Source organism: Streptomyces sp. NPDC019937 (genome assembly GCF_040631655.1).
GTDB lineage: Bacteria > Actinomycetota > Actinomycetes > Streptomycetales > Streptomycetaceae > Streptomyces.
Genome location: NZ_JBEYAL010000022.1, coordinates 111,698 through 136,217, shown reverse-complemented (window position 1 = coordinate 136,217; position 24,520 = coordinate 111,698). Strand labels below are relative to the sequence as shown.

Genomic DNA, 24,520 nt, shown 5'->3' with positions numbered 1-24,520 from the left:
CCGCCGAATGGCAGTTCCACCCACGCGGCGGGGTATCACCCACCGGTCGGCAGGCCCGTTCCCTGAGCCTGAGAGCCATCGGCCAACAGCGTGGAGGCGAGGGCGGCCGCCACCGCGATCAGCACGGCCACGCCACGTGAGGGGGACCTTGACCAGGACAGGGCCGGCCGAGGATACCCCGCCGGTCGGCGGGGTGGTCGGGGACGACCGGCAGGGCACCTCCCGAGGCCTGGCGGATGGTCGACCGCTCCCGCCTCGGCGAGGTTGTCCGAGTGACCGAGATCGAAAGCGCGAAGAAGACGCCTCCGCTCCCAACGCCCACACCCACACCCACACCCACACCCACACCCACACCCGAGTCCGCCACGGCGACCGAACGCGGTTCGCCGACGGCGCGGCTGGTCGGGGTGGACCTCGCCCGCGCACTGGCCGTGTTCGGAATGTTCACCGTGCACGTCGGCCCGTTACCGTCGCCCGAGAATGGCGGCTTCGGCGACTGGATCATGAACCTGGCGAACGGCCGGGCGTCGGCGCTGTTCGCCACCCTCGCCGGGTTCTCGTTGATGCTGATCGCCGGTCGCCTCGAGCCGAAGACCGGTCTGGCCGGCCGGCAGGCGAAGGCCCGGATCGCGATCCGGGCCGTGGTCCTGCTGGCGCTGGGCACCGCGTTGGCGATGACCAACTTCGGAGGCGCCGGGATCCTCAACTTCTACGGGGTGTACTTCCTGCTGGCCCTGCCCCTGGTGCGGCTGCGGGCCAGGACGCTCGCGACCATCGCGGTCGCGCTCGCGGTCGTCGCGCCGCAGGTGGCGTTCGGCCTCAGAGCACTGCTCAACGAGTCGATCGTGAACAGCATCAACGCGTACGACCCGATCGCGCGACTCTGCGGCGTGGGCGTGCTCGATCTCCTGCTCACCGGCCTCTTCCCGGTGATCACCTGGATGACGTTCGTGGTCACCGGCATGGCGTTGGGCCGGCTGGATCTGACCTCCGGCGCGGTGCAGCGGAGGCTGGCCGTGCTCGGTCCCGCGCTGATCGTGCTCGGCTACGGTGTCTCGTGGCTGGCGCTCCGGGTGACCGGTGGCTCCCAGGCAATCATGGCCGGGCCGCCCGCCACGAAGGACCCCGGCATGGGATCGGGATCCTTCGATATGGATATCGGTGGTGAGCTGGAGGGGCCCGACGCATGGGGGCTGCTGGCGGCCGAGCCGCACACCGGTTCCACGTTCGACCTCGTCGGCAGCCTCGGTATCGCGATCACCGTGCTCCTGTGCGTGACGGTGGCGATGGCCCGACTGCCGTGGCTGCGCCGACTGGCAACTCCGATCATCGCCGTCGGTACCATGTCCCTGACCATCTACGTGGGCCACATCCTGGTGATCCTTGTCCTGCCCGGCGCAGCGGCCACCCCGCCTGAATCCGCCTCCGTCGCGCTGCTTTGCTGGTTCATCGTCGGGGCCACCCTGTTCGCGGCGATCTGGTCTCGCTTCTTCCGCCGCGGACCGCTGGAGTACCTGCTCAACGGCGCCACGAAACTGGCGAATTCCATTCGATGAACCTCGGGCGGGCCCCCGGGACGCTTAGCCCGAGGTTGCACCAACACCCTCCGTCAAGCCCGGTGCACCGCGCTTGTATTCGATGGAGGTGTGGGCGCAGGATCGCCAGGAGGGCACTGATGGACCATCGCTACGAACACCTCTACCTCGATGGGGAGTGGGTACGGCCCTCCACGACCAGCGTGATCACCCCCGTCAACCCCAGCACGGAGGCAGTGTTCGGCAGTGTGCCCGAGGCGGCCGAGGCGGCAGGCGTCCCGGCCGGAGTGCTGAACATCGTGTCGGCGGCCGGGAAGCGGGCGCCCACCTCGTGTCCCACCCCGGTGTGGACAAGGTCGCCTTCACCGGTTCCACGGCGGCGGGCCGGGCCATCGCCGAGATTCGGGCGGCTGCTCCGCCCGGTGATCCTGGAACTCGGCGGCAAATCCGCGGGCATCGTCCTGGACGATGCCGAACTGGACCCGGTGAAGATCGGGCAGGAGCTTGCTCGGGTACGGCACCGCCCCGCTGGTCCACCTCGATCCCTCGTCCTGCGCTTTCTGGGATCGCATCGGCACCCGCTACGTCACCGTGGTCGAACGGTGGCCGTGATCCGTCCCGACCGCTACGTGGCGGCAATGGCCGCGCCCCTCGAACTCGGCTGGATCAATGCTGAGTTCGAGCGGCCCCTGTCCCCACGGGAGCGCCGGGACGCCGCCCGCGACCCGCACTTGACCGCGTGAGGCGGCACTCGTATCTTTCGCTATGAATTGAAGTAACTTCAATTACGCGCTCGCATGCGATTCTGCGGACACGTCCCTCGGGTTTGCCGTCGGGTTGAAGTCACTTCATCCGTTGCGCGTCGTGTGAGGGAGGCCATGAGTTGGCGACACTCGATCGGAGGCGTTTCTTTGGGGTCGCTTCGGCGGGCGGAGCCGTTGCGGCGATGTCGCAGGGTGTCGCTCTGGCGAGCGGCCGCGACGGGCGAGGGCCGAACCTCGTCGGAGTGCAGGCCGAAAACGGCGCGAGTGTGATCGCGCAGAACCATCTCGATCCTCGCACGGTGGACATCACGATCAAGTCGGTCGCGCTTGGCCACACCGCGCAGGTGCGCATCATTCTTCCGCGTCGGCTCGGGTCGCGGTCCCGTGCCTCGTGGCCGGTCCTCTATCTTCTCCACGGCGGTTACGGCGACTATCTGGACTGGACGCGGCACAGTGACGTCGCGCGCCTCGCCCGTGAGCGTGACGTGCTGGTCGTCATGCCGGACGGCGGAGAACTGGGTTTCTACACGGACTGGTGGGCCCGTGGCGCGGGGAACAAGCCGGGTTGGGAGACGTTCCACTTGGTGGAGCTCGCGCAGATCCTCGTGCGGGGACTCCATGCCACCGGCCGGCGCGCGATCGCCGGTCTGTCGATGGGGGGCTTCGGCGCGATGTCGTACGCCGCTCGTCATCCCGGTTTCTTCCGGGCGGCGGCGTCCTTCAGCGGTACGCTCGATACGCTCCACCCGACCGTCGAGCCGGTCTCCTCCGACCGGTACGCGACGTGGCTTCTGCGGACACACATCACGCCGAACGGGTACGACGCACTCGGCCTCTTCGGCGATCCGACGGCGCAGCGCGCCGTGTGGGCGGCGCACAACCCGGCGGATCTCGTCGAGAGCCTGCGTGGCACGAAGCTGTTCGTGTCCTGCGGCGACGGGAGGATCGGACCGTTGGATCCACCTGGAACCGATCCTTCTGGCATCTCCGTCCGCTTCGAGGCCTCCCAGTTGCTGCAGAACCGGGAGTTCGTCAAGCGGGCGTCCGGTTTCGAACTCGACGTGACCTTCGAGACCTATGCAGGCTCCCACACGTGGCCCTACTGGGCGCGCGAGTTCGGCAAGGCGTTCCCGCTCCTCATGCGGGCGATCGAAGCGGGGTGAGCCCGCGGCGCTCGCCCGGCCCCGGCCGCCTATGACACCGACTACCGGCCGCGCCGGATACCTGCTGACCGCACCACATGGCCCTGGGGCACTCTGGAGTCATGAAGGACCGCGTCACCTCGGCGCCGAAAATGCCGTCGGCCGCCCGGTGGCCGACCTGCTCGACACCCACCTCCGCTGGCGGACCTCCGGCCCGGACGGGTGGCGCGGCACGCTCGAGGTCCGGCACGGGTACACCGGCGGCCTCATCGAGTCCCGCAGTGCGACGCGGCCACGGGAGTCAATCGGCTGCTGTGCGAGCTGGCCGGCGAGAATGCCTCGCCCGACGCCCCGTGCGACCGAGCGGCCAGGGCACTGTTCCCCGACCACCCCGCCGACGACGCCGCGCTGCTGCTGGCCCGGGTCCAGTGAGCTGCGGCTCATTCGCGACCGCTCACTCAGCGCTGGGGCACGAGACAGACACCGGCCGGCAAGGTCACCGGGGCCCTGCTGGAACTGTTCATCCGCCTGACCGGCGAGTCCTCCGACGGGAAGCACCCGGCGCGACCGTTCATCCAAAGGCGGTACGCCATCCTGGTGCGCACCCTCGTCCAGCGACTGCTCGACGTCGCGGCCACCGGCCAGATCCCGCCGCTCACCGAAGCCCAGGCGGAAGCGGAGATCCGCACTCTTTTCGCCACCATGGACGGCCTGGAGATCCAGTGGCTCCTCGACCCGACGGTCGATCTCGTCGGCCTCTTCGACCGGCACCTCGACCAGGCTCTGGAACGCTGGTCCGCGGGGCGCTACTACCCCTGAGGGTTCTGGTCGCAGCCCTGCCGGGGGTGCGGTCGGCCCGGGAGAATCCGCGATGGGACACAGGCGGATCCATGGTGACCTGACCCGGCTCGGGTATCGGATCGCCGCCTCGACGGTCTGGGAGATCCTCAACGCGGATGGTATCGACCCCCGGCCGAGCCCTACCCGAGCCGGGCCCTGACGAAGCAGCCTGGGACATCTCGAACATCGTCCATGGCGCCACTGACAAGCGGCCGGAGTGTGTCAGGTTTCTCCCACCCGCACGAGGGCGCCACCTTGTGGTGTATCCACAAGGTGGGCGACGGGTGTGCTGTAGGACACCGGACCCGAATGGCGGGGGCGGCGGCTACGAGCCGGTGCTCAGCGTTCCCTTTTCCCGGCCGGTGAGGGTGGCCAGCGCCTGGCGTACCAATGCTCGATAGGTGCTGATCTCAGGAGCCCGGTCGTCCATGATCCGGCGACCCTCCCTGCCGATGAGCGAGCGCGCCACGCGGGAGCGACCCACCGCGCGATCACATGTGGCGTCGACGACCGCTTGGGAGACCTCCCGGTGGTGCAGTCGCTCGACGCGGGTGCGGGACATCGTCTGCTGCCTGCTCGCCGCGCGGGCGATCCGATTCCTCGCCTCGTCGGGGGAGCTGAACCGGAAGCCGTGCGAGGACATACAGCCGCTCCAGGGCTTCACGGTGGCTGTGAGCTCCCGTGCTGCTCGCACGCGATTGTCCACCTCCGCGGGCAGATTCACCACGGTGGTGTTGGCGATCAGCCACTTCTTGAGGTCTCCGTAGAGCCGCTTCTCCGCCTGGGCGGTGCAGCCGTCGGTGTAGACGAAGGTGACCTCCCCGGAGGGCAGACGGGCGTCGAGACGGTGCGCCGGAGTACCGAAGAGAGCCGCGGAGTAGCGCTCCTGGCGCCGGCGGGACAAGGACGCGGTGTAGGCCGCGTTGGGGTCGGTCGGCTGCGACGTACGTACGGTGGTGACGCCGTAACCGAACCGGCGGTGGAGCGGTATGTCGTCGCCACGGGCAAGCCCCCGTGCCGCCGTGGCGTCGCCGTCCGCCGGATGCCATGACACCGGCTGGTAGTGCCATCCGCGCCGGGCCATACAAGCGGCGATGGCGTGTTCCTGCGCTTCGAACAGCCGCTTGCGTGTCGTCGGGGCGCCCCGTAACTGGTCCAGATCCTTCGTCGCCGCCGGGGTCGACGTGCTGGAGGCGCTGATCGGCGCATCGCCGCGGTCAGCGGTGCAGGCAGTGGTGAGCAACAGGGCGAGAGCCGAACACGCTGCGCCCAGCGACGCTTTCGACCAGGGCGAACGCGGGTGACGTGCGGACACGGTGGAACCTCCACAGCAGGGGCGGGAGCCCGCGCTGTCCCGGAGGACAGCGCGGGACCGGGGCGGCCGTCGGCCGCCTGTCGGTGCGTCTTCAGCAGTCCCAGGTCCAGATGTTTCCTTCGCCCCGGTTGGCGGGGTTGTGGTGCGACCAGCCGTGTCCCTTGGGCAGGCAGCCGAGGGTCCGTCCGCCGTCGCCGATGAGATAGACGCCCATGCCGGAGGTGCCGGAGTTCCACGACGACTCGTCGTTGTGCCACGAGCCGAAGCCCCGCCAGCTGCGGTTGGTGTCCTTGTAGATGTAACGGGTGCCCTCGTAGTTGTACAAGGACCAGACGCAGTAGTAGCCCGAGACGCACTGCTGGGCCTGCTGGGCCTGCGGGGACGCGGTCGCGGCGGTCGCCGGTCCGGATACGGCAACACCACCCACGGTCGCCAGGGCCAGGGCGGCCGCTGAGGCGGCGGCGCGGAAACTGATTTTCACGGTGCATGCACTCCTTCGGGATCGTGACTCCAGTGCCGGATTTCGAGCACAGCAACAGGCAACCGCTCGCGCATAAAAGCTCGGTGAATTCAGGTGTCATCGAACGGAGGTTCTCCTTCGAAGGTCCTTGTCCTGGTCACTGCCGCTTCCCATGACCTGCCCGGTAGCGCGGAAAGTCTCGCGATCGGACTTTCGGAATCGTGGCTGGTTGCGCACTGGGGCCGCTTCCACCGGAGGACTACCGTGATCAGGCATCCGTTGGAAAGGAAGCATGGGGGCGAGCGGCGAGTGGATCAAGCAGTCTTCAGGCGGCTGTGTGAGGAGCATCAGTGGGGTCGGCCGGAGGCGTTTCTCAGGGCGTACGCCAGGGTCGCGGCCGGCCTGGGGGAGCCCGAGCAGGTGACGGCGCGGCAGTTTCACCGGTGGCGGCAGCCTGATCCGCCGTGCCCGGGACCGTCTCGGCAGCGGGTGCTGGAAGAGATGTTCGACATGCCCCTGGAGCAGCTTGGCTTTACCCTGCCCTCGCACCGCCGCCGATCGACGGCGGACTCATCCACCGCAGCTGATTCCACCACCGATGCGCGGTTGCCGTCAGAGAAGGACGGTGTCACCGGAAGACCGGACAAGCCGCACTGTGCCGCGGACACGGCGTTACGGTTCGCCGTGCTGGGGCCGGTTCGTATCTGGCGTGGTGAACACGCACTTGCCACCCTCAGTCCGCAGGAACAGGCCCTGATGTGTGTGCTGCTGCTCCGGCAGGGACGCACAGCCACCGCGGACGAGTTGGTCGACGCGGTGTGGGGGGACGCACCGCCGCCTGAAGTGATCGCGGGATTGCGTACCTATGCCTTCCGGCTGCGTCGGAAGCTGGGGCCTGGCGTACTGGTCTCGGAAGCCGGGGGATACGCGCTCCGACTGGGGCCGGAGGCGCTGGACATCGAGCTCTGCCGGAAGTACGAGGCGCAAGCGAGGCGTGCCCGGGCAGAAGGGGATCTGCCCGGGGCGCAGAAACTGCTGCACACCGCGCTCGGGTTGTGGGACGGGCAACCGCTGGCCGGGGTCCCCGGCCCGTACGCGCAGGCCCAGCGCGGTCGTCTGCAGGAGTGGCGCCTGGCCCTGTGGGAGGCCGGCCTCGAACTCGGCCTGGAATTGGGCCTCCACACGGAGATGGTCTCGGAGCTGACCGCGCTCACGGCCGAGCACCCGCTGCGGGAGCGGCCGCGCGGCATGTTGATGCTGGCCCTGTACCGCAGCGGTCGGCAAGCCGAGGCCCTGGGCGTCTACACCGATACGCGCCGGCTGCTCGCCGAAGAACTCGGTGTGGACCCCGGCCCCGATCTCGAGCGACTCCACCAGCGCATCCTGCGTGCCGACCCCGCCCTCGCCGCCCCGCCCGCCGCGCCGATGGACTCGGCGGCCGTCCACCCCGCTGTCCCGCGCCCGGCGCAACTTCCCGCGCCGCCGACCGACTTCACCGGCCGCCGGACCGCCGTGGACGCCCTGCGGGAGCAGCTGCTGCGCCCGCGCGGAACAGCGGTGGCCGTCGCCGCGGTGCACGGGCTGGGCGGGGTGGGCAAGACCGCCCTGGCCGTGTACGTCGCCCAGTCCGTACGGGAACACTTCCCCGACGGACAGCTGTACGTGGACCTGATGGGCCACGGCCCGCGCCCGGTCGAGCCCGCGGCGGTGCTCGGCACCTTCCTGCGCGCCCTGGGAACCCCGCCCGCCGCCCTCCCCGAGGGCACGCAGGAGCGGGCGGCGCTGTACCGCTCGCTCCTGGCCGACCGCCGCGTCCTGGTGCTGCTGGACAACGCCCACAGCGCGGCCCGGATACGCCCGTTGCTGCCCGGGGCCCCGGGCAGCGCGGTCCTGGTCACCAGCCGTTCCCGCATGACGGACCTCGACGGCGCCGGCCTGGTCGGTCTGGATGTCATGGACCCGCCGGAAGCCTTGGCTCTCTTCACCCGGATCGTGGGCCCGGCGCGGGCCGCGGAGGAGCCCGAGGCCTGCCGGGAGACGGTTGCGGCGTGCGGCTTCCTGCCGCTGGCGATCCGTATCGCCGCCGCCCGGCTGGCCGCCCGCCCGGCCTGGAAGGTCACTACCCTCACCCGGCGGCTGGCAGATGAGCACCATCGGCTGCATGAACTGCGCACCGGCGACTTGGCTGTCGAGGCCTCCTTCGCCCTGGGCTACGGGCAACTGCCCCCGGAGCAGGCACGGGCCTTCCGCCTGCTCGCCCTCCCGGACGTCCCGAGCCTCTCCCTCCCCACGTCCGCCACCGTCCTCCGCCGCGACCCACGGGGCGACCGCGCCACCGCGGCCCTGCTGGAATCCCTGGTCGACCTGAGCATGCTGGAGTCGACCGCGTCCGATCGCTGGCACTACCACGACCTGCTGCGCCTCTACGCCCGCGAGCGCGCCGAAGCCGAGGAGACCGGCGCGGAACGCCGGGCAGTCCTGTCCCGGCTCCTCGACTTCTACCTGGCCACCGCCACCGGCACCTACGCGCTGCACAACCCCGGCGACCGGCTGCTCGACCATCTGGCCCCGACCACCTGGCCCGGGCTCCAGTTCGACGACAGCAAACCCGCGCTGAGCTGGCTCTTCGACGAAGGGCCCGCGCTGCTCGCCACCGTCCACCAGGCGGTCGACGAGCCGACCCTGCTGCCCCGGGCGGCCGATCTGCTGCTCGCCGGCCAGGACCTGATGGAATCGGGCACCTGTGCGCACCAGTACGAGCAGGCCGCCCAAGCGGTGGCCGACCGTGCCGGCGCCGTGCGGGACACCGGGTCCGAGGGACGGGCCCGGCTCCTCCTCGGCCAGGCGCACCACCTCGCCGGCCGGCTGGACCAGGCACGGGCCCAGGCGCGGCTCGCCCTCACCCTCGGCCGGACCGCCCAGGACCCCCTCACCCACAGCTATGCGCTGAACCTGCAGGGCAACCTCGCCACCGCCCGGAACCGCCACGAGGAGGCGGCGGCCCGCTACCGGCAGGCCATGGAGGTCTTCCGGGCCGACGCCAACCGCTACGGCGAGACCACCATGCTCATGAACATCGCCAGAGCCGACCTGGAACTCGGCCGGAGCGAGCAGGCCATCGCCGCCTGCGAGCAAGCCGTCGAATCCTGGCAGGAACTCGGCGCCCGGCTTCGCCTGGCCAACGGCCACTACGCCCTGGCCCTCGCCCTCCACCGGGCCCATCGCCATGAGCAGGCTCTGTCCCGGCTCCAGCGGGCGCTGGATGGATTCGAGGAAACCAGGCAGCCCTTCTGGCAGGGCATGACCCACTACAGGATGGCCCAGGCGGAACTGGCCCTGCTCCATCCCCAGCGGGCCGCCGTCCAGGCCGAACATGCCCTCGCCCTGCTCAACGACCTCGGCGGCGATCAGCGCCGCGCCCATGCGCTGACCGTGCTCGGGCGGGCGCTGGAACAGCTCGGCCAGTCCGGACGGGCCCGCACCTGCTGGGAGCAGGCACTGCGCCTCCTCGGCCGGTCCGGCACCCCCGAAGCCGACGAGCTACGAGCCCTGCTGGAAGCCCGCCCGTGATGGTGAGGCCCCGCCGGCCCCCGGCACCGGGCGAAGGCCGAGCCGGTGCGCGCCCGGGTCCCGTGGCGCGCACCGGCCTCCACCCCTGTCAGGCGGCCGCCGACGCGCCCGCCGACCGCGGCGGCGGCCAGTTCCCCGTCCCCGTCCCCGTCACGACTCCGGCCGAAGCGCGGGCGACCGTGGTGTACCTGTCCTGGTTGCGCATGGTGATTCCTCCCCGTGTCGAGCCCGTCGGGCTCGCGTGGACAGCCAGCCCCTCGATCAGGGCCGGGCAGGTCATGACCGGGTCCGGGAAAGCGCCGTGCTCCCCGGCCTTCTCGTCCCGGCCACCTCCGAGTTCAGCCGCCGCGGCATTGAATGACAGCCGCCTCCCACCAGGCTGATCAATGGCCGCGCGCGGCCGGGAGGGGAGCGCGGGAGGGCGGGACGGACAGGGAAGGATCACCCATGGCGGGTCGCCGTGAGGCGCCGCTGGATCCGGCCGAGGGGCCGGTGCAGCGGTTCGCATACGAGTTGCGCAAGCTGCGTCAGGAAGCCGGAGGCCCCACCTACCGGGCGATGGCGCGGCAGTCGGACCACGGGGCGAGCACGCTGTCCCAGGCGGCCGCGGGGGAGCGGCTGCCGACCCTGCCGGTCGTCCTGGCCTACGTACGGGCGTGCGGAGGAGACACCGAGGAGTGGGAGCGGCGCTGGCGGCAGGCGGCCGAGGAGGACGCCGCCGAGCCGCGGGCGGAGGACGGCACCCCCGAGCCGTACCGAGGGCTGGCCCGCTTCGAACTGGACGACGCGGCCCTGTACTTCGGCCGCGACCAGCTCATCGAGGACGTGCTGCGGCTGACCCGCGCCCGACGCCTGGCCGCCGTGGTCGGAGCCTCCGGTAGCGGCAAGTCGTCCCTCCTGCGGGCCGGACTCATCCCCCGTCTGCGAACCGCCGACGACCCGCGGCCCGCAGGCGTACGCATCATCACGCCGGGCGAGCACCCGCTGCGCGACCGCGACCGCCGGCTCACCCCGAAGGACGCGACGAGCGGCGACACCTGGCTGATCGTCGACCAGTTCGAGGAGCTGTACACCCTCTGCACCGACCCGGCCGAACGGACGGCTTTCATCGACCTGCTGCTGGAGGCCATGGATCCCGGCAGCGGGATGCGGGTGCTGATCTCGGTACGGGCCGACTTCTTCGGCAACCTGGCCGGTCATCAGCCGCTGGCCGACGCGCTGCGCGACGCCACCCTCCTGACGCCGCCCATGAACGGCGACGAGCTGAGGGAAGCGATCGTCAGACCCGCCCAGGCCACCGGGCTGATCGTCGAACGCGCCCTGACCGCCCGCGTCATCGCGGAAGTGGAAGGCGAGCCGGGCGGACTACCGCTGATGTCCCACGCCCTGCTCGAGACCTGGCGCCGCCGCAAGGGCCGCGCCCTGACCATGGAGAACTACGAGGCGAGCGGCGGGCTGCACGGCGCGATCGCCCGCACCGCCGAGGAGGTCCACGGCCGGTTCAGCCCCGCCCAGGCCGACATCGCCCAGAGCGTTCTGCTGCGGCTGATCTCCCCGGGGGACGGTACGCCCGACACCCGCCGCCCCACCCGACGCGACGAACTCGACTTCGGCGAGGAAGGCGACACCGCCACCGTCATCGAACGCCTCGCCCTCGCCCGGCTGGTCACCCTCGACGGGGACACGATCGACCTGGCCCACGAAGCCCTGATCACCGCCTGGCCCCGGCTGCGGGGCTGGATCGACGCGGAGCGCGACCGGTTGCGCGTCCACCGCCGGCTCACCGAGGCGGCCACCACGTGGCGGGACCTCGGCCGCGACCCGGGGGCGCTGTACCGCGGAGCGCGTCTGACCGTCGCACGGGAGGTGTTCTCCCAGCCCGGCTGGGACGCCCGTCTCATCCCGCTGGAGCGGGAGTTCCTCCGTGCCAGCGGCACGGCTCTCACCCGGGAACGCCGTCGGCGGCACGGTCTGGTCACCACGTTGTCCCTGTTGCTGGTGGCGTCCCTGGTGGCCGGTGTGGTCGCCTGGCAGCAGAACCGCACCAGCGACGAGCGCCGGGTGCAGGCCGCGGCCCGGCGCGTGGCCGCCGTGGCGGAGAACCTGCGCTACTCGGACCCGGTCACCGCGATGCGGCTGAGCCTGGCGGCCTGGCGTACCGCCCCCACCACGGAGACCCGGTCGGCGCTGCTGGGGGCGATGGAACAGCGGGAGGAGGACCGGTTCGCCCCGGTGTCCGAAGACCTGGCCGATCAGCTCTTCCTCAGCGACGACGGACGTGTGCTGGTCCAGGCGACCGGCCGGCAGGTGACGACCTGGGACGTATCCGGCCACCGCAGAACCGGGCGGTACCCCGGCATCGGTGACGACTGGGACGTGAGCGCACTGAGCCCCGACGGCCGTCGGCTCGCCTTGTCCGGGGACGGCGGGCTGATCCTGTGGGACGTGGCCCAGGGACACCGGGTCGGCCCACCTCTCAGCTCGCGATGGCCGACGACGGCGGTGTTCGGCCCGAGCGGGCGCACGGTCCTGGCCGACGACGGCCTCGGCGGCGGCACCGTCACGGTGCGCCTGTGGGATCTGGACCGCCGCCGCACGCTCCTCCAGCAGCGGGTGCCGGGACTCCGTAAAGCGGCCGTCAGCCGGGACGACCGCCTGGTGGGGCTGTGTCCGGAAGACGGGCGGATACGGCTGTGGCGGGTCGCCGGACAGCGCCCGGTGACGCTGCGGAACGCCTACCGGGTGGGGGAGTCCGACGAGTGCGCCGTGGCGTTCAGCCCCGACGGCCGCCGGGTGACCTTCGGAGTCGGAGAGCGGGCGGGCACCTGGGACACGGCCACCAGCCGGCGGATCGACGAGTTCCGGGACAACGGATCCGAGGCGCTGCGCTACACCGAGGACGGAAAGTTCCTGGTGACCTCGGGGCAGGAGGGAATCCAGGTGTGGTGGCGACCGGTGTCGGACGACCCCGTCTTCCAGTACGCCACCACAGCGGACTCGGCGAGCGACTTCAGCATCGGCCCCGGCGCCCGGTTCGTCCGCTACATCGCCGACGCGGGTCCCGACACCGGGGCCGGGAGAGCCGTCCGTACGGTCAGCCTGGGCAATGTGGTACACCAGCGCTGGACCACGGATCCGGCGACGGGCATGTGGCTCGGCCCGGACGGCGCGACGCTGGCCACCGCTCGGCCGTCGCACGGTCAGGAGCGGTTCCGGTTCGTCGATGTGCGCAGCGGCCGCGACAAGGGGAACGCTCCCGGGATCGGCACCTGTTCCGGGGCGGACTCCCCGGGCGGGCGGGGCGGTGAGCCGGCCACCTCGTGCTACGGCCTCGTGGCGTTCGCGGCGAACGGACGCAGCGCCGCCTATACGCTGAACTCCGTGGACGAGCCGGGTTCCCGCCAGCGCGTCGTTCTGTGGCGCGAGGGGAGCGGGCCTGCCGAGCTGACCCTGACCATCCGTCCCAGGGCCCTGGTCCGCCGGATCGCGCTGAGCCCGGATGGCTCGACCCTGGCGGTGTCGCTCCGCCGGGGCGCGGACACGTGGCGGAGCGAGGTCTGGGACGTCCGTACCCGTACGAGGACGCGGGTCGTCAAGGGCGTCGGCGGCGACGCCCTGACCATCTCTCCCGACGGACGGTGGCTCGTCACATCGGACGGCCACGCCATCGATCTGACGTCCCCCTCGGCGCGGGTCAGGCGGCTGTCGGCCGGGGCCGGTACATCGGCCGTCCCGGCCGCCGGGGGAGCGGCGTCCTGGACGGGCGTCGAAGTGATGGCCTTCAGCCCCGACGGCCGGTATCTGGCGGCGGGCGACCACTCCGGCAGGGTGACACTGCTCGACGGTGGTCTGAGCAAGCGCCTGGGCACCATGTCCGGGCTGATCACCGACGCCCACCAGGACTCAGCGGCACCGGTGACCGCGCTGCGCTTCGCCCACGACAGCCATACCCTGGCCGTGGCCGGACTTGACGGGACCCTCCGGCTGTGGGACGCCGCCGCCAACCAGCCCCTGGGATCCGTCCTCCCCACCCCGTCCGACCCCGTCCAGTCCGTCGCGTTCAGCCGGGACGACGGCACCGTGACGGTGGCCAGCGATCACATCCCGTCGCAGACGTACCGCGTCTCGGACGACCAGGCGGCCGTCGCGGTCTGCGAACGAGCCCGGGGCGGGCTCTCGCGGGACGACTGGGAGCGGATGATTCCCGAAGTGCCGTACCGCCGGCTCTGCTGAGCGTTCAGCCGCGGGTGAATATGGCCGCGCGGGCGCATGGCGGTTCCCGATCTTCACCGGCTCGGTTATCAGCCCAACCGCGCGGCGCGCGGTCTGATCACCGGGCGTACGGGCCATCTGGGCGTGATCGTTCCTGACCTGCTCGATCCGTTCTTCGCGGAGGTGTGCAAGGGGGTGCGGGGCGGGCCCGGGGGCTGAGGCACGCGGTGTTCGTGAGTGACGCCGAGCGGGACGAGGGTCTGGAACTGGACGCGATCCGTACGCTGGCGCCGCAGGTGGACGGGATGGTGCTGGCCGCACCGTAGCTGAGCGGCGAGGAACTGCGGTCGCTGGGCGAACTCGGCGACAAGCCGATCGTGCTGTTGCACCGCAAGGAGCCCGGCTTCGCGAGCGTCACCGCCTATCTGGTGGAGGGGATGACCGACGCGCTGACGCATCTGCACACTCTCGGCCACCGCAAGATCGCGTACGTGGGCGGGCCGCGCACCTCTTGGGCGGCGCGGGAGCGGGCGGCCGGTATCGAGGCGATGGCGGAGTCCGGCAAGGTCGGGATCATCCACGTCGGACATGTCGCTCCGCACTTCGACGGCGGTATCACCGGGGCCGCCGATGTCGTGCTCGCCAGCGGGGCGAGCGCGGTGGTGGCGTTCAACGACATCATCGCGTTCGGGTTGCTCAGCCGGTTCACCGCGCGTGGGGTCCGCGTACCGGACGAGATGAGCGTGGTCGGCTGCGACGACATCGCCCTGTCGGGCATGGCCGCGCCGCCCCGTCCACTTAGCGAGCCCCTGGCATCTGCCATCCCCATGGGTCGCATCGATCACCCGGCCCGGCGGAAAGGCCCGGAGATGGGAAGCCTTCTCCCGTCTCCGTGGGGTCGGGAGCGGCCACCGGCTGGGCCGCCTTCAGGCTCCGGGCGTGGTGTTCCACGCGACGCGGAAGCCGGTGTTCCCACTCGAGCTGTCGGGGGTGTTGCTGGTGCGGGCGGCTACTCGGTAGCGGTTGCAGTAGGAGTCGTGGCACAGGTACGAGCCGCCGCGCAGGACCCGTGTGGTGCCGTTGCCGGGACCGGTGGGGTTGGCGCGGGGGCCCTCCGCCCTGGAGGGGGCGGTGGTCCACCAATCGGCGCACCATTCCCATACGTTGCCGGCGACGTTGTGCAGGCCGTAGCCGTTGGGCCGGTAGGCGGTGACGGGGGCGGTGCCGGCGTAGCCGTCCTCGGTGGTGTTGTGGGAGGGGAAGCGGCCCTGCCAGATGTTGCAGCGGTGCTCGCCGCCGGGGGTGAGCTCGTCGCCCCAGGGGAAGCGTTTGCCTTCCAGGCCGCCGCGGGCGGCGTACTCCCACTCGGCTTCGGTCGGCAGCCGTGATCCCTCCCAGTGGCAGAACGCGTTCGCGTCCGTCCACGAGACGTGCACCACGGGATGGTCGGAGCGGCCGGACAGGTCGCTGCCGGGCCCTTCCGGCGCTGCCCAGTACGCCCCCTGGACCCCGCACCACCACGGAGTGCTCTTCGGGCGTGGGGAAACGCGGCGCGGTTCGCCGGACAGGAACGTGGCGAAGACGTATGACCAGCCGAACCGTTCGGCCTCGGTGCGGTATCCGGTCGCTTCGACGAAGGCGGTGAAGCGCTGGTTGGTCACGCAGTGGGCGTCGATGGCGAAGGGGCCCACGGCCACGTCGCGGACCGGCCCCTCGCCGTCGCCGGGGTTGGTGTCGGCGTCCTCACTGCCCATCAGGAACGTTCCGCCGGGGAGGGGTATGGCGGAGTCACGGTCGCCTTGACCGTTCCCTTCGGGCGGCGGAGTGGAGGGGGAGACAGCGGTCGGGTCGCCGGGCCGGCCGGGCGGACAGCAGTGTGGGGACATGTGCGGCGATCACTTTCGTTCGGTGAGGTGGGCGCCGGGCCGTGGCGTGCGCAGGGCCGGCCGATGTCAGTGAGCGAGCAGCGCCGCCTGCGCGGTGACCAGGAGGCCGGCGACCGTGGCGCAGGAGGCCACGGCCCGCAGCCGGTGCCGGTCGATGCCGGATGACCTGGTGGTCAGGGCCGCCGTCACGACGAGGCAGGCGCCCGCCGCGGTGACCAGCGGGGCCTCGTGTGTCAGCCCGAAGCGCAAGCTCAGTGCCGCGGCCACCAGTGCTGAGAGCCCCGTGCGGCGGCGCGCGAGTGCGGTCCGCTCCGCTTGAAGGCCGGGGTCGCGCGGGCCTGCGGAGTGCGGGGTGTTTCCGGAGGGGCGCCAAGTGGTCACCGTACTCTCCAGACCAGCAGCAACACGGCGACCCCCGCCAGGGACGCGCCCCAGGCCAGTGCGGTCAGCAGCCGGGTCATCGGGAGCGGGCGGTTGTGCCGCATCGCGCGCTGGACCCGCAGCCAGCGCCCGTAGGACGAGGCGCACAGCGCTGTCCCGGTCACGGCCAGCAGCGCCCCGAGCGCCGCGCCCGCCTCGCTGTGTGCCAGTGGCTGGACGAACTGGGCGACGGCGACGGCGACGGCGCCGGCCAGCAGGGCCAGGCCGGCTCTGATCCAGGCGAGGAACGTGCGCTCGTTGGCCAGGGAGAAGCGGTAGTCCGGCTCCTCGCCCTCCTCGTACCACGGTATGGCGGCGCCGGGTCGCGGTTCGCGCGGTCCGCTGGGTCTCATGGTCGTTTCCTCTCTGTGCCCGCGATCCGACCAGGCAGGAGGGGCTGCGCGCACCCAGGGCGCGCACCGGGAGAGGCGGCGGTGGGACGCCCGGCCCCGGATCGCGGCGCTGGGGGTGCCGCTCGTTCCGGTCTGTCCGAACCCTTGCGGAGGCATTCGACATGTGTCATGGTCTCCCCACCTTAGCCATTCCACTTGTGGCATGCATTACCCGCCGGACAGGGACAGTCCCGCGGAGCCGCCGTGAGGAGCGAGCGATGAAGCTCGAAAGCATTCTGCTGGGTGTGCTCGCCCGGCATCCCAGTACCGGGTACGACCTGAAGAAGTATCTGGACACCCATGGGCGCTTTCTGCGTTCCAACACCCAGATGAGCCAGGTCTACCGCTCACTGGGAAAGATGGAATCCAGCGGGTGGGTGATCCACACCGTTCAGCAGCGAGCCGGTGCCACCGACGCCAAGACGTACCGGATCACCGATGAGGGAATGACCGTCTTCCTCGACTGGCTCACCGGCCCGTACATCCCCCCGACACGTTTCCAGGACCCCGATTTCGGTGCGCGGCTCGCCTTTGCCGGATTCATGACGCGGGAGCAGGTGCTGCGTCTGCTCGACACCGAACTCACGACGCGCCGCGAGCAGGTGGCCCGCTACCGCTTCCGCGACCGCCGCGAGGCCGTCGATACGTCCGCACCGTTCGACGAGGACCTGGCGACGCTCGTGGGCGAGTGGGCCCACGAGTCCGGGGCGCGGGCGATAGACGCGTATCTGGAACGCCTGGAGGCGCTGAGGAGCGTGCTGCTCGACGCTCCGGAGGGCGCGAAGGCGTCGGATCTCCTCCTGCTTCTCCGCGACGCCCGCTGAACGCGCCCACTGAACGAAGGAAAGACTTCCCGTGCGTGCCATCATTCTCATGTTCGACAGCCTGAACCGGCACATGCTCGCTCCGTACGCGGATACGATCGTGGACGCGCCGAATTTCGCGCGGCTGGCTTCCCGCGCGGTGACGTTCGACAATTTCTACGCCGGATCGATGCCGTGCATGCCGGCCCGCCGGGAACTTCACACCGGGCGTTACAATTTCCTGCACCGTTCGTGGGGGCCGCTGGAGCCTTTCGACGATTCGATGCCGCAAATGCTGCGGGACGCGGGAATCCACACCCACCTGGTCTCGGACCATCCGCACTACTGGGAGGACGGCGGGGCGACGTATCACACCCGCTACACCACGTGGGAATTCTTTCGCGGCCAGGAAGGCGACCCGTGGAAGGGCGTCGTCGACGGGCTCCGCGAGGGCGAAGGCCATCAGCTCCGGCGGCAGGACGCGATCAACCGCACCTATATGCCCACCGAGGCGGAGCATTCCCAGACCCGTACCGTCGACGCGGGTGTGCACTTCCTGCACACCAATGCCGAGGCGGACCGCTGGCTGCTGCAGCTGGAGCTCTTCGACCCGCACGAGCCCTTCTTCGTGCACGAGCCGTACACCTCCCGCTATCCGGACGACCACGCCGGGCCCGAGTTCGACTGGCCCGGCTACCAGAAGGTCACCGAGCCGACGGATCAGGTCGAGCACGCACGGCGCCGCTACGCAGCGCTCGTGTCGATGTGCGACCACTCCCTCGGCCGGGTGCTCGACGTGATGGACGAGCACGGCATGTGGGACGACACCCTGCTGATCGTCAACACCGACCACGGCTTCCTGCTCGGCGAGCACGGCTGGTGGGCGAAGTCGGTGATGCCGTGGTTCAACGAGCTCGTGCACCTGCCGATGTTCCTGTGGGACCCGCGCACCCGGGGCGCGGACACCCGTCGGGGCGCGCTCGCGCAGACCATCGACATCGCACCCACGCTGCTGCGGTACTTCGGGCTGGAGTCGCCTCCCGACATGCAGGGGCGTGACCTCGCGGCCGTACTCGGCGACGACCGGCGCCTGCGCGACGGCGCGCTGTTCGGCATCCACGGCGGCCATGTGAACGTCACGGACGGCCGCTACGTGTACATGCGTGCCGCGGTGAGCCCGGAGAACGGCCCGCTGGAGGAGTACACCCTCATGCCGACGCACATGCGGGCGCGCTTCGGCGTGAAGGAACTCGCCGACTGGGAGCCGGCCGATCCGCTCCCGTTCACCAAGGGCTTGCGCACCCTGCTGATCCCCACCACCGGCGGGTGGATGAACCCGTGGCGGCACGGAACCCTGCTCTTCGACCTCGACAACGACCCCGGGCAGCAGCACCCCCTTGACGACCCGGAGACCGAGCTGCGGATGCTGCGTCTGCTGGCCGATCTCCTGCACGCCAGTGACGCCCCCCGCAGCCAGTTCGAACGGCTCGGCATTCCCTGCGACGGCGAGATCACCGAGCGGCACCTGCTCGTCCGGGACCAGGCGCACCGCGCGGCGGCACTCGCGGAGCCGATGCCGGCGCCGGAAGAGCTGCGATACGGCGGTCTCCTGGAGCGGCCGGTGCTCGAACTGCTCCGGGACCCGGCCCTCAGGACGGTGGTCGAGGACCACATCCCCGACGTCGCCCACACCGAACTCATCGCTTTCCCCGCGGAGTCGACTCTGCTCGACCTGGCGCGGTGGGCGGTCATCCCCACCAGCACGCTGCGGTCCCTCGCGGCCTGCCTTCAGGACCTGTAGCCACCTTCCCCATGGCTGCCTGAGAACACCGACAGGAACGTCCCATGGCAACGGAACAGTCCGCGGCACCGACCGCCGCACCCACCACCGCCACCGCCTCCCGCGTCCCCCACCGCTGGCGCAACCTGCTGACCCTCACCGGCGTCATGGCCGTCGACAACACCGAGGGCAACGCCACCTCCACCCTCTTCCCCTCCATAGCCGGCGCTCTCGGCCTGACCAGTGGCAACCTGGGCACGCTCGCGGCGCTCGGCAAGGTCGCCTCCGTGCCGACCGGTCCACTCTGGGTGTGGCTGGCGGGACGCATAGGCCGCCGCGCCACCCTGGTGCTCACCACCGTCCTCGGCGGCCTCTTCGGGGTCCTCGCGGGATTCGCGCACAACTTCGGCACCCTGCTGCTGTTCAACACCCTCATGGCCGCCTGTGTGATCGGCGTCTCCCCGATCAGCAACGCCGTCATCGCCGACTCCTTCACCGACCGCGAACGGGGCAAGGCGGTCGGCATCCTCTATGGCATCACCAATACGTTCGGGCAGGTCATCGGCCCGGTCATCGCGCTCTTCACCGGCTTCAGCGACGGCTGGCGCTACGGGATGTGGGCGATCGGCGGAGTCTGCGTCCTGTCCGGGCTCATCGTCGCCATCGCCTTCAAGGACCCCGGCGTCGGCGCGGCCGAGGAACAGCTCGCGGACCTGAACGAGACGGCCCGGGCGAAGAACACCGTGACGGTGAAGTCCGTGCTGTCCCTGTTCCGCATCCCGACCTACTCGGTGATGATGCTCTCCCGGCTCCTTTCCGGACATCTGCTCGTCGTCATCTTCGGGGTCCAGTTCCTGGTCTCCGAGCGCGGCTTCAGCAACGCCGTCGCGGCCGTGGTGGGCATTCCGTTCGGCGCCGGATACCTCGCCGGGACCGTCGGCGGCGGCTACCTCCTGGCCTTCGTCGACCGGCGGTGGCCCCAGCGGGGCCGGGTGTCCTACCTCCAGCTCGCGCAGGTTCTCTTCGCCGTCGTGGCCTTCTTCGGAACCCAGTTCCACTACTCCGGCGGGATCGGAATCTACTGCGTCTTCTGGGCCCTCATGGGCTTCGGCCAGGGCGTGAACCCCGCGGTGAACCGGCCGCTGGTGACCGCGGTCGTCCTCCCCGAACTCCGTGGCCAGGCGTTCGCCATCTGGCTGTCCGTCTTCGAGACCATCGCCTGGGCCATCTTCGCCGTCGCCGCCGGCCAGCTCGCCGAGAGCCTCGGCCTCCAGGAGGTCTTCCTCTGGGCCATGGTGGTCTGCATGCTCCTCAACGCCGCGGTGCTCGGCGTGCTCCACACCACCTACCCGAAGGACGCGCGGCGCGTCACGTTCGCACTCGAGGAGCGCCGCAGGCTCGCCCACGACACCGCATGACCCGCGGGTGCCCGTCTCCGGCGAGAAGGTACGCCTCACCCGCCCCCGGCGGAGGAACCTCAGCGGAAAAACTCAGCGGAAAACCTCACTTCCCCCCCTCATCCCACAGAGAAAGGCAGCACCGTGTCCGCCAACCCCGCGGCCCCCGATGTGCAAGAACTCCTGGGTCGCCTGACCCTCGCCGAGAAGGTCAAGCTGCTCACGGGGCGCGACTTCTGGTCGACCTGGCCCATCGAAAAGATCGGACTGCGGAGCATCCTCATGTCCGACGGCCCCTCCGGGGTACGCGGACCGGTCTGGGACGAACGCGAGCCCTCCCTGAACCTGCCCAGCGCGACCGCCCTGTCGGCTTCCTGGGACGACGCCCTCGCCTACCGCTACGGCGCGGTCATCGCCCAGGAGGCCCGTCGCAAGGGCGTCGACGTGGCGCTCGGCCCCACCATCAACCTGCACCGTTCCCCGCTGGGCGGGCGGCACTTCGAGGCGTTCAGCGAGGACCCGCTGCTGACCGGCAGCCTCGCCGCCGCCTACGTACGAGGGATCCAGGACAACGGGGTGGCCGCGACGCCGAAGCACTACATCGCCAACGACTACGAGACCGACCGCTTCACGGCCTCGACGGACGTTTCCGAGCGCACGCTGCGCGAGATGTACCTGCTGCCGTTCGAGAAGACCGTGACCGAGGCCCGGGCCTGGGCCGTGATGAGCGCCTACAACGCCGTCAACGGAGTCACCGCGACGGAGAACGACCTCTTGGAGACCCCGCTGAACTCGGAATGGGGTTTCGACGGAGTGGTGGTCAGCGACTGGACGGCCGTCCGCTCGACGAATGCCGCCAGGGCCGCCCAGGACCTGGAGATGCCCGGTCCCCGCGGAGCCTGGGGCGACGCCCTGCTCGCCGCGGTCGAGTCCGGTGCCGTCGACGAGGCGGACATCGACCGCAAGGTCCTGCGCATCCTCACCCTCGCGGCGCGCGTCGGCGCCCTGGAGGGGACCACGGCGGTGGAGCCGGTGACGGCCGACTCCGGCGCCGGGTTCGCCCGCGAGGCGGCGGCGGAGGGCATGGTGCTGGTGCGCAACACCGGGGTGCTGCCGCTCGATCCCGGTGCGGTGACCAGGATCGCCGTCATCGGGCACAACGCGGACCGCGCCCGCACCCAGGGCGGCGGCAGCGCCACCGTCGTGCCGGAGAAGGTGGTCAGCCCCCTCGACGGCATCCTCGCCGCCTTCCCCGAAGCCGAGGTCGAGTACGCGCTCGGCGCCGTCGCGCAGGAAGGTGTCGCCGAGCTGCCGCTGGACACCCTCACCAACCCCGCCACCGGTGAGCCGGGGGTGCGCGTACGTTTCCTGAGCGAAGGGCGGGCACTCTTCACCGAGGACCGCCGCGCCACCCGGCTCGTCTGGTTCGGCGGAGACGCGCCGGTCGAGCGCTCGGACACCCTGGAGATCACCACCCGCTACGCCGCCCCCCGCACCGAGACGCTGCGCCTCGGTGTCGCCGCCCCGGGAGTCTCGCGCATCTGGGCCGACGGGGAACTCGTCCTGGACGCCGATGCGCGGCTCGCCGACGAACAACTCGGCGCCGCGTTCCTGCACCCGCCGACCACGTCCGCGGCCGTCCCGGTGACCGCGGGCCAGGTGGTGGAGATCCGCGTCGAGTACGAGATCCCCAAGGACACCGGCCTCACCGGAGCCCTCGCGTACACCCTCGGCGCGGAGGCGGACGACTCCGACCCCGAGGGGCTGATCGAGCGGGCGGCCGCCGCGGCGGCGCGGGCCGACGTGGCGGTGGTCGTCGTCGGGACGAACAGCGAGGTGGAGTCGGAGGGCTTCGACCGGACCTCACTCGCCCTGCCCGGCCACCAGGACGCACTCGTCACCGCCGTCGCCCGGGCCAACCCCCGCACGGTGGTGGCCGTCAACTCCGGCTCACCGGTCGAACTGCCCTGGCGCGACGACGTCGCCGCCGTCCTGCTGACCTGGTTCGGCGGCCAGGAGTACGGCAACGCGCTGGCCGACGTCCTCACCGGGTCCCGCGAGCCCGGCGGCCGGCTGCCCACCACCTGGCCGGCACGCCAGAGCGACGTGCCCGTGCTCGACGTCACGCCGGTGAACGGCGTGGTGCGGTACGACGAGGGCGTCCACGTGGGCTACCGGGCCTGGCTGCGGTCCGGCGCCACTCCCGCCTATCCGTTCGGGTACGGGCTCGGCTACACCACCTGGGCAGTGGACCGGGCCACCGCCACCGCGGAGGTCGCCCCCGACGGGGCGGTGGAGGTCCGCGCCGAGGTGACGAACACCGGCGGCCGCGCGGGCAAACACATCGTGCAGGTCTACGCGTCGCGCACGCACACGGCCGTCGACCGTCCGGCGCGGTGGCTGGTCGGCCACGAGGTGGTCCGCCTCGCCCCGGGCGCCACGGAAACCGTGAAGATCAGCGTCCCGGCCCGCGCCTTCGCACACTGGGAGGAGGGCGCGTGGGCTTACGAACCGGGAGAGTTCACGCTCCACGTGGGCTCCAGCGCCGACGACCTGCCGGCCACGGTGCCGGTGCGCATGCGCTGACCACCGGTCGCAGCGGGGCCCGCGGCGGCCGGGCACCGCGCCCGGCCGCCGCGGACGACTCAACGGAACGCCTGGACCACCGGCTTTCCGGACTCATGGACCCGTCAGCAGGGACCGGCCGGGCGGCAGCCGGCGGCCGAGCGCGGCGGCCACGCCTGCGGATCGAGGATGCCCAGTACGTACGCCCGGCTGACCAGCGCCAGCCGGGTGGGTGCCGCCAGCAACTCCCGCAGCCGGCCGAGGTGGTAGTCCAGGGTCTGCCGGGAGAGCCGGAGCGAGGCGGCGATCTCGTTGTTGCCGTGCCCGGCGGACAGCAGGGTGAGGATGCGCAACTGCGCCGCGGTGAGCGGTGGCAGCGGCGGGTGCGGCAGGGTGTGGCGGGGGAGTACCGCCCAGACGCCGCGGGCCCGCCGCGAACCGCTGCTGACGGCGGTGAGCAGCACCTGGGCCCGCCACTCGTCGCCCCGGGCGTCGAGGAAGACCGCGGAGGTCTGGAACCGGCGCCGGCGCCGGTTCACCAGATCCCGCCAGGCGTGGCGCAGTCCGGCCAGGTCCTCGGCGGGGGCCAGATGGCGGTGGGCGGGGTGGCCGAGCAGATCGGGCACAGGGACCCGGAGCAGTTCCGCGGCCGAGGCGCTGACCCGGCGGATCCGGCCGCCCGGCGAGAGCAGGGCGCAGGGCAGACCGCTGTGTTCGGTGAGCGCCTGCAGGTCCTCCTCGGCGGCGCGCCGCCGGCTCAGGGCGAGGGTGTAGTCGGTGATGTCGATGTAGATCCCGGCCACACAGGTCTGGCCGCCCTCGGCCACCGGGAAGCGGTGGCCGACCGCGCGCCCGGGTGAGCCGTCGGGGCGGTGGTAGCCGATGGTGTGCCGCACCGGTTTGCCCGAGCTGAGCACCTGCCGGTCCAGGGTCTGGAAGGCCGTCACGTCCTCGGGGGCGTCGACATCGGTGACGCTGCTGCCGATCACGGCGTCGGGGGTGGTGCCGTACAGATGGGCGTAGGCGTGGTTGGCCCACAGGTAGCGGCCGCGGGCGTCGCGGATGAACGCCGCGGCGGGCGTCAAGTCGGCGAAGTCGGTGAACGCGGCGTAGCCGTGGTGTCCGAGCTCCAGGGCGCTGATGTCCACCGCGAGCCCGCTGACCCCGCCCCGGCCGTCACCGGCCAGTCGGCCGGAGTAGGAGGTGACGTCGAACAGCCGCCCGCCGAACCGGACCTGGCGGCGGTCGATCCCCGGCTCCCGGCCCTCGGCGGCCGCCCCTTCCGGCGCGGCGTCGGCCGTGCCGCCGAGACTGTCGACGAACCGCTGTGCGGTGCCGGGGTCGTGGAAGGCGCCCCCGCCGCAGTTGACGATGCGCAGCCCCTCATCGGCTTCCCACCATGACACGGGCATGCGCTCGAGCAGCGTACTCAGGCCCAT

16 protein-coding genes and 3 pseudogenes are annotated in these 24,520 nt (G+C 71.2%); 13 read left to right on the top strand and 6 right to left on the bottom strand.

The window, feature by feature from the left end:
* Positions 1–236 precede the first annotated feature (236 nt).
* The 5 genes and pseudogenes from ABZ562_RS22830 to ABZ562_RS22810 all read left to right on the top strand — a co-directional run.
* On the top strand, positions 237–1,556 hold the full coding sequence (locus ABZ562_RS22830) for a DUF418 domain-containing protein (protein ID WP_361482666.1): 1,320 nt from the start codon (positions 237–239) through the stop codon (positions 1,554–1,556).
* A 233-nt stretch (positions 1,557–1,789) separates the two neighbouring features.
* Positions 1,790–2,017 (top strand): annotated as a pseudogene (locus ABZ562_RS22825) (aldehyde dehydrogenase family protein); the annotation flags it as partial.
* Between the two features lie 401 nt (positions 2,018–2,418).
* Positions 2,419–3,462, top strand: coding sequence for an alpha/beta hydrolase family protein (locus ABZ562_RS22820; protein ID WP_361482663.1), 1,044 nt, complete (start codon positions 2,419–2,421; stop codon positions 3,460–3,462).
* Positions 3,463–4,038: 576 nt separating this feature from the next.
* Positions 4,039–4,260, top strand: a complete 222-nt coding sequence (locus tag ABZ562_RS22815) for a hypothetical protein (RefSeq protein WP_361482660.1) — start codon at positions 4,039–4,041, stop codon at positions 4,258–4,260.
* Positions 4,261–4,315: 55 nt separating this feature from the next.
* A pseudogene (locus tag ABZ562_RS22810) lies at positions 4,316–4,438 on the top strand (integrase); the annotation flags it as partial.
* 168 nt (positions 4,439–4,606) lie between these two features.
* Here the strand turns inward: ABZ562_RS22810 and ABZ562_RS22805 are convergent.
* A complete protein-coding gene (locus tag ABZ562_RS22805) occupies positions 4,607–5,596 on the bottom strand; it encodes a hypothetical protein (protein ID WP_361482657.1) in 990 nt (329 codons plus the stop codon).
* A 91-nt stretch (positions 5,597–5,687) separates the two neighbouring features.
* The gene (locus ABZ562_RS22800; protein ID WP_361482654.1) at positions 5,688–6,077 is read right to left on the bottom strand and encodes a peptidase inhibitor family I36 protein; all 390 of its coding nucleotides are present in this window, start codon (positions 6,075–6,077) and stop codon (positions 5,688–5,690) included.
* A 735-nt stretch (positions 6,078–6,812) separates the two neighbouring features.
* Here ABZ562_RS22800 and ABZ562_RS22795 point away from each other — a divergent pair.
* The 4 genes and pseudogenes from ABZ562_RS22795 to ABZ562_RS22780 all read left to right on the top strand — a co-directional run.
* The gene (locus tag ABZ562_RS22795; RefSeq protein ID WP_361482651.1) at positions 6,813–9,626 is read left to right on the top strand and encodes a BTAD domain-containing putative transcriptional regulator; all 2,814 of its coding nucleotides are present in this window, start codon (positions 6,813–6,815) and stop codon (positions 9,624–9,626) included.
* A 447-nt stretch (positions 9,627–10,073) separates the two neighbouring features.
* Positions 10,074–13,859 (top strand): DNA-binding protein, encoded by a 3,786-nt coding sequence (locus tag ABZ562_RS22790; protein WP_361482648.1) that lies wholly within the window; start codon positions 10,074–10,076, stop codon positions 13,857–13,859.
* Positions 13,860–13,895: 36 nt separating this feature from the next.
* The gene (locus ABZ562_RS22785) at positions 13,896–14,057 is read left to right on the top strand and encodes a hypothetical protein (protein WP_361482645.1); all 162 of its coding nucleotides are present in this window, start codon (positions 13,896–13,898) and stop codon (positions 14,055–14,057) included.
* 218 nt (positions 14,058–14,275) lie between these two features.
* Positions 14,276–14,569 (top strand): annotated as a pseudogene (locus ABZ562_RS22780) (substrate-binding domain-containing protein); the annotation flags it as partial.
* Between the two features lie 195 nt (positions 14,570–14,764).
* Here ABZ562_RS22780 and ABZ562_RS22775 read toward each other — a convergent pair.
* From ABZ562_RS22775 to ABZ562_RS22765, 3 genes are all read right to left on the bottom strand, one after another.
* Complete coding sequence (locus tag ABZ562_RS22775) at positions 14,765–15,724, bottom strand: formylglycine-generating enzyme family protein (protein ID WP_361482642.1); 960 nt, start codon at positions 15,722–15,724, stop codon at positions 14,765–14,767.
* 66 nt (positions 15,725–15,790) lie between these two features.
* Positions 15,791–16,105 carry a DUF202 domain-containing protein gene (locus tag ABZ562_RS22770; protein WP_361482639.1) on the bottom strand — a complete coding sequence of 105 codons (315 nt, stop codon included), beginning with the start codon at positions 16,103–16,105 and terminating at the stop codon, positions 15,791–15,793.
* The gene (locus ABZ562_RS22765) at positions 16,102–16,497 is read right to left on the bottom strand and encodes a DUF202 domain-containing protein (protein WP_361482636.1); all 396 of its coding nucleotides are present in this window, start codon (positions 16,495–16,497) and stop codon (positions 16,102–16,104) included. The genes ABZ562_RS22770 and ABZ562_RS22765 overlap by 4 nt, the downstream gene beginning before the upstream one ends.
* A 257-nt stretch (positions 16,498–16,754) precedes the next feature.
* On the opposite strand from ABZ562_RS22765, the gene ABZ562_RS22760 reads away from it, so the two are divergent.
* From ABZ562_RS22760 to ABZ562_RS22745, 4 genes are all read left to right on the top strand, one after another.
* Complete coding sequence (locus ABZ562_RS22760) at positions 16,755–17,360, top strand: PadR family transcriptional regulator (protein WP_361482633.1); 606 nt, start codon at positions 16,755–16,757, stop codon at positions 17,358–17,360.
* 31 nt (positions 17,361–17,391) lie between these two features.
* Positions 17,392–19,140 (top strand): sulfatase, encoded by a 1,749-nt coding sequence (locus tag ABZ562_RS22755; RefSeq protein ID WP_361482630.1) that lies wholly within the window; start codon positions 17,392–17,394, stop codon positions 19,138–19,140.
* Positions 19,141–19,184: 44 nt separating this feature from the next.
* Entirely contained in the window at positions 19,185–20,537 is a 1,353-nt protein-coding gene (locus ABZ562_RS22750; RefSeq protein WP_361482627.1) for an MFS transporter, read from the top strand.
* Positions 20,538–20,660: 123 nt separating this feature from the next.
* Positions 20,661–23,102, top strand: coding sequence for a glycoside hydrolase family 3 C-terminal domain-containing protein (locus ABZ562_RS22745; RefSeq protein WP_361482624.1), 2,442 nt, complete (start codon positions 20,661–20,663; stop codon positions 23,100–23,102).
* A gap of 104 nt (positions 23,103–23,206) precedes the next feature.
* Here the strand turns inward: ABZ562_RS22745 and ABZ562_RS22740 are convergent, their stop codons facing one another.
* Positions 23,207–24,493: a PAS domain-containing protein gene (locus tag ABZ562_RS22740; protein ID WP_361482621.1), complete on the bottom strand. Its 1,287-nt coding sequence runs from the start codon at positions 24,491–24,493 to the stop codon at positions 23,207–23,209.
* Positions 24,494–24,520: the final 27 nt, after the last annotated feature.

Excerpts from the sequence above, each read along its gene's own strand:
- ABZ562_RS22795 (WP_361482651.1), top strand. The coding sequence starts at position 6,813 with ATGTGTGTGCTGCTGCTCCGGCAGGGACGCACAGCCACCGCGGACGAG.
- ABZ562_RS22830 (WP_361482666.1), top strand. The coding sequence starts at position 237 with ATGGTCGACCGCTCCCGCCTCGGCGAGGTTGTCCGAGTGACCGAGATC.
- ABZ562_RS22750 (WP_361482627.1), top strand. The coding sequence starts at position 19,185 with ATGGCAACGGAACAGTCCGCGGCACCGACCGCCGCACCCACCACCGCC.
- ABZ562_RS22790 (WP_361482648.1), top strand. The coding sequence starts at position 10,074 with ATGGCGGGTCGCCGTGAGGCGCCGCTGGATCCGGCCGAGGGGCCGGTG.
- ABZ562_RS22765 (WP_361482636.1), bottom strand. The coding sequence starts at position 16,497 with ATGAGACCCAGCGGACCGCGCGAACCGCGACCCGGCGCCGCCATACCG.
- ABZ562_RS22785 (WP_361482645.1), top strand. The coding sequence starts at position 13,896 with ATGGCGGTTCCCGATCTTCACCGGCTCGGTTATCAGCCCAACCGCGCG.
- ABZ562_RS22740 (WP_361482621.1), bottom strand. The coding sequence starts at position 24,493 with ATGCCCGTGTCATGGTGGGAAGCCGATGAGGGGCTGCGCATCGTCAAC.
- ABZ562_RS22760 (WP_361482633.1), top strand. The coding sequence starts at position 16,755 with ATGAAGCTCGAAAGCATTCTGCTGGGTGTGCTCGCCCGGCATCCCAGT.
- ABZ562_RS22775 (WP_361482642.1), bottom strand. The coding sequence starts at position 15,724 with ATGTCCCCACACTGCTGTCCGCCCGGCCGGCCCGGCGACCCGACCGCT.